This window comes from Sandarakinorhabdus limnophila DSM 17366 (assembly GCF_000420765.1).
In the GTDB taxonomy this organism is placed as follows: Bacteria; Pseudomonadota; Alphaproteobacteria; order Sphingomonadales; family Sphingomonadaceae; genus Sandarakinorhabdus; species Sandarakinorhabdus limnophila.
In genome coordinates this window covers 82,728-96,593 of the sequence record NZ_ATVO01000010.1, presented here as the reverse complement: position 1 = coordinate 96,593, position 13,866 = coordinate 82,728, and the positions used below count along the sequence as shown (strand labels likewise).

The window sequence follows — 13,866 nt, the reverse complement described above, 5'->3', positions numbered from 1 at the left end:
GGCTCTGGCTTAACTGAACGCTCCGAAAATGGCATGGGTGACAAGTCTTGGAGCCGGTATCTGATCTGCGGCTGAGAAATTACAGCTTGGCAGCCGGTTCTGGTTGCCAAGCTGGGTCAGCCGGCGGCTACCACCGCTTGCTCGATGGCGCCAAAAATGCTGCGGTGCTGCTCGTCTAGCATCTCGATGCGTACCACGTCGCCGGGGCTAAGCCATGGCGTTGCCGGTGAGCCCGACAGGATGGTTTCGATCATGCGCTGTTCGGCAATGCAGGCATAGCCAAGGCCACCGTACGCGCAGGGCTTGCCGGGGCCGCCATCGGCATCGCGGTTGGAAACCGTGCCCGAACCGATGATGCTGCCGGCACCGATGGCCCGCGTTTTGGCGAGATGGGCGATTAGCGTGCCGAAATCGAAGGTCATGTCGACATGTGTTTCAACGCGACCGAACGGCTGGCCGTTGAGATCAATGCTGAGCGTGCCGATCAGCTTGCCATCCTGCCAGTGTTCACCCAGCGCCGCCGGCGTCACCAGCACGGGCGACAAGGCCGAAGCGGGTTTGGACTGAACGAAGCCGAAGCCCTTGGCCAGTTCATCGGGGATCAGGCCACGCAGCGAAATATCGTTGACCAGGCCGACCAGGCGAATGGCCTCCAGCGCTTCCTCGCGGCTGGCGCCCTGGCGCACGTCACCGGTGACGACAACGACTTCGGCTTCGAGATCGAGGCCCCAAGCGGGATCGTGGAAGGCGATGGGTTCGCGCGGGCACAGGAACTGGTCGCTGCCGCCCTGATACATCAAAGGATCCTGCCAGAAGCTCGCCGGCAGTTCGGCACCGCGTGCCCGGCGGACCAGTTCGACATGGTTCACATAGGCCGATCCGTCGGCCCATTGGAACGCGCGTGGCAAGGGTGCCGCGGCGGCGCGTTCGTGGAACCGCGCATGCGGAACCGCGTCGTGCGCCAGTGACAGCGCCACCCCTTCCAGCACCAGGGCCGCATGATCCCAATCATCCAGCACCGATTGCAGCGTGGGATACATGGGCGGCGGTGCGGCGCACCAAGCCAGATCATCAGTGACAACGACGAGGCGGCCATCGCGGCCGGATTTCAAGGAGGCAAGCTTCATACCCCGAGGCTGAACCCGTTTGTCGCGGCTTGCAAGCCTTGGCGGAGCGACCACTGGCGGTTAAAGCAGGGCAACAAGAGGAGTTTCAATCATGGCCACCACCGCTGCCACTGATGTTCAGCATTTTGCGCCCAAGTGGCCGAAGTTCGATTGGGAAGACCCGCTGCTGCTGGCCAGCCAGTTGACCGAAGAAGAGACAATGGTGCGCGATGCGTCGCGCGCCTTCTGCGATGCCGAACTGATGCCGGTGGTGAAACTCGCCAACCGCAACGAGACGTTCGATCCGGCGCTGATGAAGAAATTCGGCGCTGCCGGCCTGCTCGGCCCCACCATCAAGGGTTATGGCTGCGCCGGTACTTCGTACGTGGCCTATGGCCTGATCGCGCGCGAGGTGGAGCGGGTGGATTCGGCCTATCGTTCGGCCATGAGTGTGCAGTCGTCCCTCGTGATGTATCCGATCTATGCCTATGGCTCCGAAGCCCAGCGTGAGCGCTATCTTCCGGGCCTGGCCAGCGGCGAACTCATCGGTTGCTTCGGCCTGACCGAGCCTGACGCCGGTTCCGATCCGGCCGGCATGAAGACCCGCGCCAGGAAGGTGCAGGGCGGCTGGCTGCTTTCTGGCGCCAAGATGTGGATCACCAACTCCCCGCTCGCCGATGTCGCGGTGGTGTGGGCCAAGTGCGAGGACGACAAGATCCGCGGCTTCATCGTCGAACGCGGCGATGCTGGCTTTTCCACGCCCAAGATCGAAGGCAAATTCTCCCTGCGGGCCGGTGTCACGGGCGAGATCGTGCTGGCCGATGTGCATCTGCCCGAAGAGCGCATCCTGAAAGGCGTCGAAGGGCTCGCCGGCCCGTTCGGTTGCCTCAACAACGCGCGCTTCGGCATTGCCTGGGGCGCGATGGGGGCCGCCGAATGGTGCTGGCACGCCGCCCGGCAATACACGCTGGATCGCAAGCAGTTCGGTCGGCCGCTGGCAGCAACGCAGCTGATCCAGAAGAAGCTGGCCGACATGCAGACCGAGATCACGCTGGGCCTGTGTGCGGCGCTGGCCGGTGGCCGCCTGATGGATGAAAAGCGCCTGGCACCGGAAGCCATCTCGCTGCTGAAGCGCAACAACTGCGGCAAGGCGCTCGATATCGCCCGGGTGGCGCGCGACATGCACGGCGGCAACGGCGTTTCCGACGAATATGGTGTGATCCGCCACGTGATGAACCTGGAAGCCGTGAACACCTATGAAGGCACGCACGACGTCCACGCGCTTATTCTGGGCCGCGCCCAGACGGGGCTGCAGGCTTTCTTCTAAACCCGGATTGGCAGTGCCGTCGTGCTCTTCACTTCATCGAGGATGATGGAGGAGCGCGCGGTTGCCACTTCCGGCGCGGCCAGGATGCGGTGGGACAGCAACTGGTTGAAGCTGGCCAGATCGCGGGTGGCGACCTTCAGGATCAGGTCGGCCTCCCCGGTCAGCTTGTGGCACTCCATCACTTCATCCAGTTCCATGATGCGGGCACGGAAAGCCTCGGCCGCTTCCGGTGAGTGGCTCTTCATGGTGAGCAGCACATAGGCCATCAGGCCAACGCCGACAGCCGCCGGATCGAGTACGGCGTGGAAACCGCGCACATGGCCAGCCTTTTTCAGTGCAGCCATCCGGCGCGAGCATTGCGAGGCGGACAGGTGGATGGCTTCGCCCATTTCCACCGGGCCAATGTCGCCACGTTGCTGCCAAAGGGCGAGGATCTTGAGGTCGAAGGCATCAAACATGAACGGATAGTGCGGGCTTTTCTCCGTTAGCGCAAGGCTTGTGCGCCGATCTATCCTGCATGACGCCAACATGCACAGACATTGGCGATGGTTTGCGCTACTATAACGGGCGTAATTTTTCATGGGGAGCCGCATTGGCCGATCTGCTCGAAAATCCGCTAGGCCTCAACGGCTTTGAGTTCATCGAATTCTGTGCGCCCACCAAGGGCGTACTGGAACCGGTGTTTGCCGCCATGGGCTTTGCCCAGGTCGCCCGTCACCGTTCCAAGGATGTGCAACTGTGGCGGCAGGGCGGCATCAACCTGATCGCCAATTACGAAAAGCACAGCCCGGCCTGGTATTTCGCCGCCGAACATGGCGCTTCGGCCTGCGGCATGGGCTGGCGGGTGAAGGATGCGGCGAAAGCCTATGCCGAAGCCCTGGAGCGCGGCGCCGAGCCTGTGGAAAGCCGCACCGGGCCGATGGAATTGCGCCTGCCGGGCTTTCGCGGCATTGGTGGGTCGATCATTTATCTCATCGACCGGTACGGCGATGATCTTTCCATCTATGACATTGATTTCGTGTATGAAGACGGCGTTGAGCGCAATCCCGTTGGCGCCGGGCTGCAGGTGATCGATCACCTCACCCACAATGTCTATTGCGGCCGCATGGCGCACTGGGCGGCGTTTTATGAGCGGATCGCTGGTTTCCGCGAGATCCGCTGGTTCGACATCAAGGGTGAATATACCGGCCTGACCAGTAAGGCGATGACCGCGCCTGATGGCAAGATCCGCATTCCGCTGAACGAAGAGGGCAGGGGCGGTGGCGGCCAGATCGAGGAATTCCTGCGCGCCTACAATGGCGAGGGCATCCAGCACATCGCCTTTGCCTGTGATGATCTGCTCGGCGTTTGGGATCGGCTGAAGGCCATCGGCACCCCGTTCATGACGCCGCCGCCTGCGACTTACTATGAGATGCTGGCCGAACGCCTGCCCTGCCATGGCGAACCGGTCGCGGAATTGCAGAGCCGCGGCATCCTGCTGGATGGCACCACGGATTGCTCAAAACGCCTGCTGCTCCAGATCTTTTCCGAGACGATGGTCGGCCCGATGTTCTTCGAGTTCATCGAGCGCAAGGGTGATGAAGGCTTTGGCGAAGGCAATTTCAAGGCGTTGTTCGAAAGCATGGAGCGCAACCAGGTGCGGCGAGGTGTGCTGCAGGTGGAGCCAGCCCAATGACGCCGACCCTCAAGCGCATCCACCATGTCGCCTATCGCTGCCGCGACGCCGCCGAAACCGTGGCCTGGTATGAAAAGACGCTGGGCATGACCTACACCACGGCCTTTGCCGAGGATCATGTGCCGTCCACCGGCGCCTATGATCCCTATATGCACGTTTTCCTTGATTGCGGCGGCGGCAATGTGCTGGCCTTTTTCGAACTGCCGAACCAGCCGGAGATTGGCAAGGACCCCAACACGCCGGCCTGGGTGCAGCACATCGCATTCGAATTGGAGAATGAGGCCGAACTGCTCAGCGCCAAGGAGCATCTGGAGGGGCAGGGCATCGATGTTCTGGGGCCAACCTGGCACGGCATCTTCAAATCGATCTATTTCTTCGATCCCAACGGGCATCGCCTTGAACTGGCCTGCAACATCGGTACCGCGGAACAATATGCCGAACTAAAGGCAGTTGCCCCGGCGATGCTGGCCGAATGGCGCGAAACAAAGCAGGCGCCCAAACATGCCGCTTGGTTGCATCAGCCGCCCGGCGACGACTGAGACACGAACCGGCATTGCAAGGCCGCGCGCAACACGCCAGATAGGCGGCGTATTGCTGCCGGTGCAGTGGAGTAGATCATGAAGATTGCCGTTGTCGGTCTGGGCTATGTCGGCTTGTCGAACGCCGTGCTGCTGGCGCAGAACCATGACGTGACGGCGGTGGACGTGAGCGCGGCGCGGGTCGATCTGGTCAACAACCGCAAGAGCCCGATCGTCGATGCCGAGCTGGAGGATTTCCTCGCCTACAAGCCGCTGCAGCTGGCGGCGACGACCGATCTGGCCGCCGCCGCCCGCGATGCCGAACTGGTGGTGATCGCCACGCCCACCGATTACGATCCCCACACCAATCATTTCGACACGTCGTCGGTGGAAAATGTGGCGCGCGCTGTGCTGGCGGCCAATCCGGCGGCGTCGGTGGTGGTGAAATCCACCATCCCGGTGGGTTTCATCACCCGTCTGCGCCGCAATCTGGGCAGCGACAATGTGTTTTTCTCTCCGGAATTCCTGCGCGAAGGCCGGGCGCTGAACGACAATCTCTACCCATCGCGCATCATCGTGGGCGACACCGGCCTGCGCGGGCGGCAGTTTGCCGATCTGATGCTGGAAGGCGCGGCCAAAAAGGACGTGGCGGTGCTGCTCACCGATCCGGCCGAAGCCGAAGCCATCAAGCTGTTCGCCAACACATATCTCGCCATGCGCGTCGCCTTCTTCAACGAGCTGGACAGCTATGCCATGGCCGCCGGCATGGACGCGCGCCAGATCATTGAAGGCACCGGCCTCGATCCGCGCATCGGGCTGCATTACAACAATCCATCGTTCGGTTATGGCGGCTATTGCCTGCCCAAGGATACTAAGCAGTTGCTGGCTAATTATGGCGCGGTGCCGCAGAATCTGATCGCTGCGATCGTCGATGCCAACCGCACTCGCAAGGATTTCCTGGCGCAGCGCATCTTTGATCGCAAGCCGCGCACTGTGGGCGTCTATCGGCTGGTGATGAAGGCCAACAGTGACAATTTCCGCCAATCCTCGATCCAGGGCATCATGAAGCGCATCAAGGCGCGCGGCATCCCGGTGATCCTCTACGAACCGGCGCTGGCCGAAGATCAGTTCTTCGGATCACGCGTGGTGCGCGATCTTGATGCTTTCAAGGCGGAGGCCGACTTGATCCTGGCTAATCGGATGAGCCCTGATCTGGCCGACGTGGAAAGCAAGCTGTTCACCCGCGATTTGTTCGGGGCGGATTGAGTTTGGCCGAACAGGCCAGTTTGCGCGGGCCGGATTGTGCCACCACACAGCGCGTGACGCCGCTGGTCTTCCCCCCTGCTGCACGGCTTCGATCTATTCGGCATAATACGCGACATTGTTATAGAGCGCCGGCACACCCTTGCAGCCACAGCCAACCCCGGTGGAAACCAGCCCAACCGGCGGGTAAGCGGCCCGCCGCTTTCGTCCTGGCAGCTGTCCTTCTGGGCGCTGGTGCGGGCGCCCAGGCAGAGCACGTAGGTATTGGCGGCGTCGGTCTCCTTCCCATTGAGCGGCAGCTTGAAATAGATTTGGATCTGTTACGTTTAGCTGCCGTGGAGCGCCGGCGTGCCCCGAACGATGCGGGAGCCTTCGTCTTAAGGTGCGGGCGCCGTTTCGAGACGATGCGCGGGCGTCTCCCCCGAAAACTCCCCGATTCTTGCGCGCCGCTATCAGCCAAATCAATCAATGTCGTTAATGAATGGTGATTTTCAGTGCCGCGTGACGATCAAACAAAGGCGCGCATGGGCCAAATGACCACCACCAAGGGGTTGCTGGTAGGCCTGCGCTTTGCGAGTGTAGCGCAAGATCAGGTGGGCAGGAGTGAACATGACAATCGCAGTGGCGCTGCCGGCCGAGGCACAGGAATTTCTGGCGGCCCATCCTGATACGCAGTTTGTCGATATCATCTTCACCGGCCTGTCGGGCACGGCGCGCGGCAAGCGCATCCGGGTGCATGAACTGGCGGCGCTTTATGGTGCCGGGCGGCCGTTGCCGGTGTCGATCCTGGTCGCCGATGTGACGGGGCAGGATTGTTTCGATACCGGGCTGGTTTGGGAAAATGGCGACAGCGATCGCTTTGCCCGTCCGGCGCCTGGCACGTTGGTGCCCACCGCGCCGGGGCAGGCTGCGGTCATCACCTCGTTGTTCGAAGCTGATGGCAGCGTGTGTGAGATTGATTGCCGGGCGGCTTTGGCCCGCGTGGTGGCGCGTTGCCAAGCTGATGGCCTTACCCCGGTGGTGGCCTGCGAGCTGGAATTCTATCTCGTCGATCGCAGCCGCGCCGATGGCCAGCCGCCGCAGCCGGCGCGGATGGGCGGGGCGCGGCCGGCCACCCACGGCACCTATGGCCTGGAAGAACTGGATGATGCCGGGCCGTTCCTGGCCGATCTGTGGGCGGCCGCCGATGCCGCCGGCTTGCCTTTGGAAACCGCGATTTCCGAATATGCGCCGGGGCAGATGGAGCTGACCCTGAGATATCGCGCCGATCCGTTGCGCGTGGCGGACGATGTGGTGCTCTACAAGCGGCTGGTGAAGCAGGTGGCCCGCCGCCACGACATGCTGGCGACGTTCATGGCCAAGCCGTTTGCCGATGCCGCCGGCAATGGCCTGCACCTGCATGTGTCCATTAATGATGCGGCCGGTGCCAATATCTTCGCCAGTCCGCACGGCAGCCCCAATGCGCCGCTGCTGCATGCCATCGGTGGGCTGAAGGCGGCGCTGGCCGAAAGCTTTGCGATCTTTGCGCCCAACGCCAACAGCTATCGCCGGTTCAAGGCGGGCAGTTTCGCGCCCGTCGCGGCGAGCTGGGGCATGGACAATCGCACCACCAGTTTCCGCATCACCGCCGGGCCGGATGCCGCCCGCCATATCGAACATCGCATCGCCGGGGCCGACGCCAATCCCTATCTGGCGCTCGCCGCATTGCTGGCCGGTGTGCATCACGGGTTGACCCAGCAGATCGATCCCGGCCCGCCGGTGATCGGCGATGGCTATGCGGCGGCCGAGGCGCAGCCGGCGCTGCCGGGCGACTGGTTTGCCGCCGTGCGCGCGCTGGAAGCCGGGCGCATCCTGCCCGAATATCTGGGTGCTGCCACGCTTGCCATGTTTGCCAGCGTCAAGCGCACCGAGCAGGAGCGGTACATGGCGGTGGTGCCGGCGCTCGATTACGATTGGGTGCTGGCGAATGCCTGACTCTGGGCCTGATCTGAGCCGCCGCAGCTTTGGTGGGCTGGCGGCGGCGCTGGTGCTGGATGGCTGTTCGCGCGCCTTCCCCAAGGGGGCCAATGGCGAGGAGCAGCGGCTGAACTTCTACAATTGGGATACCTATATCGGCGAGACGACGCTGGGCGATTTCAGCAAAGCCACCGGCGTCGACGTGCGCATGAGCCATTATGCCAATAACGACGAACTGTTTGCGCGGCTGCGGGCCGGCAATCCCGGTTTCGATGTGATCGTGCCCTCCAACGAGTTCGTCACACGGCTGCAGATTTCGGGGATGCTCAGCCCGCTCGATCACGCACGCATTCCCAACCGGGCCAATCTGGCGCCGGAATTCGTCGATGTGCCTTATGATCCGGGCCGGCGCTGGTCGATGCCCTACACCTGGCTGGCGCTGGGCATCGGTTACCGCAAAAGCCAAGTGGATGGCGTGCCTGATAGCTGGAAATGGGTGCTCGATTCAGATCGCTATTCGGGCCGCATCGGGCTGCTGGCGGAAGGCGATGATCTGATCCGGCTGGGGGCAAAATATCTCGGCCACTCCGTCAACGCCGTGACGCCGGCGATCATGGAGCAGGTGACGCAGATGCTGATCCGCCAGAAGCGTCACGTGAAATTGTTCCACCATGACGAAGGCCAGGATCTGCTGGCCAGCGGCGAGATTGATCTGGTGGTGGAATATAATGGCGACATCGCGCAGGTGATGGCCGACGATGATGATCTGGCGTTCGTGATCCCGCGCGAAGGCACGTTGATCAATTCGGATTGTCTGTGCGTGCCAACCGGCGCGCCGCGGCCGGACAATGCCCATCGTTTCATCAATTATCTGCTGGATGCGCAGGTGGGCGCTGATATCGCCAACAGCATCCGTTTCCCCACGCCCAATGCGGCGGCGCTGGCGCTGATGCCGGAGGAATATCGCACCAACCAGGTGATCTTCCCCAGCGGCCCGGCCATGGCGAAGAGCGGATATGGCCGTTTCCAGGGCATCGGCCATATCCGCGCCGTGGAAGAGGCGATCACGCGGGTGATGGCGGCATGATGTTGCAACGGCCTTCCCAGGCGCCTGGCGTGTTTGCCGCCGTGGGTGTGCCGCCGGTGGTGTGGCTGTTCGCGCTGTTCCTGGCGCCGCTGGCGGTGATCTGGACGTATAGTTTCGGCGAGAACCGCACGCTGGTTGATATCGCCATCACCGGCAGTTGGGGCAATTACGCCCGCGCGCTGAAGCCGCTGTATCTGGCGATATTGCTGAAATCCATGGGCTTTGCCGCGCTCACCACCGTGCTGTGTTTCATCCTGGGCCTGCCGGTTGCGCTGGCCATCACCTTTGCCAGCCGGCGCGCCAAGCTGTTGCTGCTGGTGGCGATCATGTTGCCGTTCTGGACGAACCTCTTGATCCGCACCTATGCGCTGATGGCCATCCTTCGCACCGAAGGACTGATCAACAGCGGGCTTGGTGCCCTGTGGGGCATCGTGCCGGGTCTGCCGCCGTTCGAGCCGTTGCCGCTGATCAACAACAATTTCGCCGTGGTCATCGGCCTTGTCTATGTCCACCTGCCGTTCATGGTGCTGCCGCTTTATGCCGCGCTGGATCGGCTGGATCGCTCGTTGATCGAGGCCAGCCTGGATCTGGGCGCCGGCCATCTCGCCACGCTGTGGCGGGTGGTGGTGCCGCTGGCGCTGCCCGGCATCGTTTCGGGCATCATCATCACCTTCATTCCGGCGCTGGGCGCCTATCTCACCCCCGATCTGCTCGGCGGCACCAACAGCCAGATGATCGCCAACGTGATCGAGCGCCAGTTCCGTTCCGCCAATGATTGGCCGTTCGGCGCGGCGCTGTCGTTCCTGCTGATGTATCTCACCTTTGCGGCGCTGATGGTGCAGGCGATCATCAGCCGCCGCAGCGCCGAACGCGAGGCTGCGCGATGAAGGGCCCGCTTGATTATCTGGCGCGTTGGCCGCTGCGGCTGTGGCTGGCGATGGTCGGCGCGTTTCTCTATCTGCCGCTGCTGGCGCTGGTGGTGTTTTCCTTCAACGACAGCCGGCGCATCACCGTTTGGCGCGGCTTCTCGCTGCGCTGGTATGCCGAATTGTTCGACGATGGCGAACTGGTGGCGGCGTTCGGCAATTCGCTGGTGATTGCAGCTAGCTCCACCCTGATCAGCCTGATCCTCGGCACACTGGCCGCCCTGCTGCTGTGGCGCTTTCGCTTTGCCGGCAAGGCCCCGCTGGAGGCGCTGTTGGGCCTGCCGATCGTGGTGCCGGAAATCTGCCTGGGCGTGGCCTTCCTGGTGTTCTTCACCGCCATCGTGCCATGGCCCACCGAACTGCCGTGGCCGTTGAACCTCGGCGCCATCATCATCGCGCATGCCACGTTTTCGTTCAGTTTCGTGGCGCTGGTGGTGCGGGCGCGGCTGGCCAGTTTCGATGGCGCCCTGGCCGAAGCCGCCCGCGATTTGGGCGCCGGCGAATGGCTGATCTTCCGCGATATCATGGTGCCGCACATGGTGCCGGGGCTGGTGGCGGGCGCGCTGCTGGCCTTCACCCTCAGCCTCGATGATTTCGTCATCACCTTCTTCACCTCCGGGCCGGACACGATCACCTTCCCGATCAAGGTTTATTCGATGGTGCGTTTCTCGGTCACCCCGGCGGTCAATGCCGCCTCCACCCTGCTCATCCTGCTCACCGCTGGCCTCACTGCGCTGGCCTTGTGGTTGCAGGGGGCGGATATCGCCAAGCAGGCCGCATGACCAAGGGATCGCCCATCATCCGCTTCGAAGGCGTCACCAAGCGGTACGGCAAAGTGGTGGCGGTGGACGCTGTCGACCTGGAGGTGCGGGAGGGCGAGTTTTTCGCGCTGCTGGGCCCATCGGGCTGCGGCAAGACCACCTTGCTGCGCATGCTGGCCGGGTTCGAAGTGCCATCGGAAGGCCGCATCCTGATCGACGGTCAGGATGTGACGCAGGTTGGGCCCAACAAGCGCCCGGTCAACATGGTGTTCCAGAATTACGCCGTGTTCCCGCATATGAGCGTGGCCGACAATGTGGGTTATGGCCTGAAGGTGGATGGCGTGCCCAGCGGCGAGCGCACGATGCGCGTGGAAGAGGCGCTGGCGCTGGTCAAGCTTGACGGGCTGGGCAGCCGCCGGCCCGATCAATTGTCGGGCGGGCAGCGGCAGCGGGTGGCGCTGGCGCGGGCATTGGTGAAACGGCCGCGCGTGCTGCTGCTGGATGAGCCATTGTCGGCGCTGGATGCGAAACTGCGCGAGGCGATGCGCACCGAATTGTGCCAGTTGCAGGCGCAGGTGGGCATCACCTTCGTGATGGTGACACATGATCAGGACGAGGCGCTGGCGCTGGCCGATCGCTGCGCCGTGATGAACCGTGGCCTGTTGCAGCAGGTGGCCAGCCCGTCTGACCTGTATGAGTTCCCCGCCAGCCGCTTTGTCGCCGATTTCATCGGTTCGGTGAACATGCTGGAAGGGCGACTTGTGGTGGACGAGCCCGATCACGCCGAAGTGGCGGTGGCGGGCATCGCACAGCCGATATTCCTTGATCACGGCGTGACCGGTGCGGCCGGCACCACTTTGTGGCTGGCGCTGCGCCCGGAAAAGATCGAGCTGCACAAGGCCACGCCAGCGCCGCCGGCTCTGGGCGACGCACCCGCCGGTCGAAACGCCGTGGCCGGCACCATCACCCACGTCGCCTATCTCGGCAGCGAGAGCCTGTATGAAGTGAAGCTGCCTGATGGCCAGAAACTGAAGGCGCTGCGTTCCAACCTGACGCGCTGGGATCAGGAAGATTTCGCGCTGGGCGAACAGGTCTGGCTGGCCTGGCATGCCTGTTCGCCCGCGGTGCTGCTGTCATGAGCCGGCCGGTTTTGGGCATCATCTGCTGCACGCGGCAAGTGGGCGTGGAGCCAGCGCAGGCGGTGATGAGCCGTTATGTGACGGCGGCCATGCGCCATGCCGATTGTGCCGCGCTGCTGGTGCCAGCGATGCCCGATCTGATGACGGCGGAAGAGGTGATCGACCGGCTGGACGGCGTGCTGCTCACCGGCAGCCCGTCGAACGTGCAGCCCATGCTTTATGGCGAGGCGCATGGGGGCGATCCGCCGTTCGACCCCGGCCGCGATGCGATGATGGCGGCGCTGGTGCAGGCCGTGCTGGCGCGGGGCAAGCCGCTGTTCGGCATCTGCCGCGGGCTGCAGGAAATCAACGTCGCGCTGGGCGGTACGCTGTCCCGCGAGTTGCGGGATCACCACGCGCCCGACGAGGTCGGTTTCGTGGAGATGTTCGATCATCGCCATGATGTAGCGCTCACCCCCGGCGGCTTGCTGGCGCGCGCGCACGGGCGGATGGCGCTGCATGTCAACAGCGTCCACTACCAGGGCATTGCCCGGCTGGGTGACGGCCTCGCTGTCGAAGCTGTGGCGTCCGACGGCATGGTGGAGGCGGTGTCCGCCCGCATCGGCGCTGCCCCCGTACTGGCTGTGCAATGGCACCCGGAATGGACGGCCGACAGCGATGCTGATGCCGCCACCTTCTTTCATATTCTTGGGCGCGCCCTGCGCGGCCAGCACCCGGAGACGATGCCATGACCCGCAATTACGACATCGCCGAACTCAAGCGGCTGGATGTCGCCCATCACCTGCCGCCGCAACAGGATTGGCAGGCGGTGGAGGATATGGGCGGCAGCCGCATCATCGTGCGCGGTGAAGGCTGCACCATCATCGACGGTGACGGCGTGCGCCTGCTCGATGGCATGGCCGGGCTGTGGTGCGTGAATGTTGGCTATGGCCGCACCGAACTGGCCGAAGCCGCCTATAATCAAATGCTTGAGCTGCCCTATTACAACAGCTTCTTCAAGACGGTGGCGCCGCCGACGGTGGAACTGGCGGCGAAACTGTCAGGGCTGCTGGGCGGCCATTTTTCCCACATCTTCTTCAATTCATCCGGCAGCGAGGCGATCGATACGCTGATCCGCACCGCGCGGCATTATTGGCAGGTGAAGGGCGAGCCGCAGCGACAGGTGATCATCAGCCGCGTCAACGGCTATCACGGCTCCACCATCGCCGGCATGAGCCTGGGCGGCATGGCGCCGATGCACGCGCAAGGTGGCCCGCTGTTGCCCGGCTTCGTGCACGTGATGCAGCCCTACAAGTTCGCAGACGGTTTTGATGAGAGCGAGGACGCGTTCGCCGCCCGCGCCGCGAAGGCGGTGGAAGATGCCATCCTCGCCGCCGGGCCGGAGAATGTCGCGGCCTTCATTGGCGAACCGGTGCAGGGCGCCGGCGGTGTCATCATCCCGCCCGCCGGCTACTGGCCGCGCGTTGAAGCCATCTGCCGCAAATATGGCATCTTGCTCTGCTGTGACGAGGTGATCTGCGGGTTCGGCCGGCTCGGCCAATGGTTTGGGCATCAGCATTATGGCATCACGCCCGATCTGGTGACGATGGCGAAGGGGCTTTCGTCCGGTTATCTCCCGATTTCGGCGGTGGGTGTCGCCGATTTCATCGTGGCGGCGATCAAGTCCAACCCGGATGATTTCGTCCACGGCTACACGTATTCGGGCCACCCGACGGCCGCAGCGGTGGCACTGAAGAACCTGGAGATCATCGAGCGCGAGGATCTCGTCCGCCGCACCCGGGAAGACACCGGGCCTTATTTGGCGCAGCGGCTGGCCGAACTGTCCAAGCATCCGCTGGTGGGCGAAGCGCGCAGCCTGGGCCTGATCGGTGCGGTGGAAATCGTCGCGGAACCCGGCACCAATCGGCGTTTTGGCGGGGGCGGCAAGGCCGGAATCGTGGTACGGGATATCTGTATCGCCAAGGGCTTGATGGTGCGCGGCGTGAAGGATTCGATCGTGATGAGCCCGCCGCTGATCATCACCCATGCCGAGATCGATCGGATGATCGGCATCATCGCCGCCGCGCTGGACGAGGCTGAACCGGTGTTGCGCGCACTGTAGAGGAACG

At 63.4% G+C, this 13,866-nt stretch carries 13 protein-coding genes; 11 read left to right on the top strand and 2 right to left on the bottom strand.

Annotated features, from left to right (window positions below; translation table 11 throughout):
• Positions 1 to 116: 116 nt before the first annotated feature.
• The gene (locus G566_RS0112795) at positions 117 to 1,127 is read right to left on the bottom strand and encodes a fumarylacetoacetate hydrolase family protein (RefSeq protein WP_022681065.1); all 1,011 of its coding nucleotides are present in this window, start codon (positions 1,125 to 1,127) and stop codon (positions 117 to 119) included.
• A gap of 91 nt (positions 1,128 to 1,218) precedes the next feature.
• Here G566_RS0112795 and G566_RS0112790 point away from each other — a divergent pair, with 91 nt between their 5' ends.
• On the top strand, positions 1,219 to 2,433 hold the full coding sequence (locus tag G566_RS0112790) for an acyl-CoA dehydrogenase (protein ID WP_022681064.1): 1,215 nt from the start codon (positions 1,219 to 1,221) through the stop codon (positions 2,431 to 2,433).
• Here the strand turns inward: G566_RS0112790 and G566_RS0112785 are convergent.
• Positions 2,430 to 2,891 (bottom strand): Lrp/AsnC family transcriptional regulator, encoded by a 462-nt coding sequence (locus G566_RS0112785; protein WP_022681063.1) that lies wholly within the window; start codon positions 2,889 to 2,891, stop codon positions 2,430 to 2,432. The two genes, G566_RS0112790 and G566_RS0112785, sit on opposite strands and share 4 nt — an antisense overlap.
• A gap of 134 nt (positions 2,892 to 3,025) precedes the next feature.
• Between G566_RS0112785 and hppD the strand changes: the two genes are divergently transcribed.
• The 10 genes from hppD (at position 3,026) to G566_RS0112735 (ending at position 13,859) form a co-directional block, all read left to right on the top strand.
• Entirely contained in the window at positions 3,026 to 4,108 is a 1,083-nt protein-coding gene (gene hppD, locus G566_RS0112780; RefSeq protein ID WP_022681062.1) for a 4-hydroxyphenylpyruvate dioxygenase, read from the top strand.
• Positions 4,105 to 4,647 (top strand): VOC family protein, encoded by a 543-nt coding sequence (locus tag G566_RS0112775; protein WP_022681061.1) that lies wholly within the window; start codon positions 4,105 to 4,107, stop codon positions 4,645 to 4,647. Before hppD ends, G566_RS0112775 begins: the two co-directional genes overlap by 4 nt.
• A 78-nt stretch (positions 4,648 to 4,725) precedes the next feature.
• Positions 4,726 to 5,892 (top strand): nucleotide sugar dehydrogenase, encoded by a 1,167-nt coding sequence (locus tag G566_RS0112770; RefSeq protein WP_022681060.1) that lies wholly within the window; start codon positions 4,726 to 4,728, stop codon positions 5,890 to 5,892.
• Between the two features lie 606 nt (positions 5,893 to 6,498).
• Entirely contained in the window at positions 6,499 to 7,863 is a 1,365-nt protein-coding gene (locus G566_RS0112765; RefSeq protein WP_029131655.1) for a glutamine synthetase family protein, read from the top strand.
• A complete protein-coding gene (locus G566_RS0112760; RefSeq protein WP_022681058.1) occupies positions 7,856 to 8,932 on the top strand; it encodes an ABC transporter substrate-binding protein in 1,077 nt (358 codons plus the stop codon). Before G566_RS0112765 ends, G566_RS0112760 begins: the two co-directional genes overlap by 8 nt.
• Positions 8,929 to 9,819, top strand: coding sequence for an ABC transporter permease (locus tag G566_RS0112755; RefSeq protein WP_022681057.1), 891 nt, complete (start codon positions 8,929 to 8,931; stop codon positions 9,817 to 9,819). The genes G566_RS0112760 and G566_RS0112755 overlap by 4 nt, the downstream gene beginning before the upstream one ends.
• Entirely contained in the window at positions 9,816 to 10,640 is an 825-nt protein-coding gene (locus G566_RS0112750; RefSeq protein ID WP_022681056.1) for an ABC transporter permease, read from the top strand. The genes G566_RS0112755 and G566_RS0112750 overlap by 4 nt, the downstream gene beginning before the upstream one ends.
• Complete coding sequence (locus G566_RS0112745; protein WP_022681055.1) at positions 10,637 to 11,758, top strand: ABC transporter ATP-binding protein; 1,122 nt, start codon at positions 10,637 to 10,639, stop codon at positions 11,756 to 11,758. The genes G566_RS0112750 and G566_RS0112745 overlap by 4 nt, the downstream gene beginning before the upstream one ends.
• Entirely contained in the window at positions 11,755 to 12,489 is a 735-nt protein-coding gene (locus tag G566_RS0112740; RefSeq protein WP_022681054.1) for a gamma-glutamyl-gamma-aminobutyrate hydrolase family protein, read from the top strand. The genes G566_RS0112745 and G566_RS0112740 overlap by 4 nt, the downstream gene beginning before the upstream one ends.
• Positions 12,486 to 13,859, top strand: coding sequence for an aminotransferase (locus G566_RS0112735; protein WP_022681053.1), 1,374 nt, complete (start codon positions 12,486 to 12,488; stop codon positions 13,857 to 13,859). Before G566_RS0112740 ends, G566_RS0112735 begins: the two co-directional genes overlap by 4 nt.
• The last annotated feature ends 7 nt before the right edge of the window (positions 13,860 to 13,866 follow it).

Excerpts from the sequence above, each read along its gene's own strand:
- G566_RS0112795 (WP_022681065.1), bottom strand. The coding sequence starts at position 1,127 with ATGAAGCTTGCCTCCTTGAAATCCGGCCGCGATGGCCGCCTCGTCGTT.
- G566_RS0112790 (WP_022681064.1), top strand. The coding sequence starts at position 1,219 with ATGGCCACCACCGCTGCCACTGATGTTCAGCATTTTGCGCCCAAGTGG.
- G566_RS0112785 (WP_022681063.1), bottom strand. The coding sequence starts at position 2,891 with ATGTTTGATGCCTTCGACCTCAAGATCCTCGCCCTTTGGCAGCAACGT.
- G566_RS0112775 (WP_022681061.1), top strand. The coding sequence starts at position 4,105 with ATGACGCCGACCCTCAAGCGCATCCACCATGTCGCCTATCGCTGCCGC.
- G566_RS0112770 (WP_022681060.1), top strand. The coding sequence starts at position 4,726 with ATGAAGATTGCCGTTGTCGGTCTGGGCTATGTCGGCTTGTCGAACGCC.
- G566_RS0112765 (WP_029131655.1), top strand. The coding sequence starts at position 6,499 with ATGACAATCGCAGTGGCGCTGCCGGCCGAGGCACAGGAATTTCTGGCG.
- G566_RS0112760 (WP_022681058.1), top strand. The coding sequence starts at position 7,856 with ATGCCTGACTCTGGGCCTGATCTGAGCCGCCGCAGCTTTGGTGGGCTG.
- G566_RS0112755 (WP_022681057.1), top strand. The coding sequence starts at position 8,929 with ATGATGTTGCAACGGCCTTCCCAGGCGCCTGGCGTGTTTGCCGCCGTG.
- G566_RS0112750 (WP_022681056.1), top strand. The coding sequence starts at position 9,816 with ATGAAGGGCCCGCTTGATTATCTGGCGCGTTGGCCGCTGCGGCTGTGG.
- G566_RS0112745 (WP_022681055.1), top strand. The coding sequence starts at position 10,637 with ATGACCAAGGGATCGCCCATCATCCGCTTCGAAGGCGTCACCAAGCGG.
- G566_RS0112740 (WP_022681054.1), top strand. The coding sequence starts at position 11,755 with ATGAGCCGGCCGGTTTTGGGCATCATCTGCTGCACGCGGCAAGTGGGC.
- G566_RS0112735 (WP_022681053.1), top strand. The coding sequence starts at position 12,486 with ATGACCCGCAATTACGACATCGCCGAACTCAAGCGGCTGGATGTCGCC.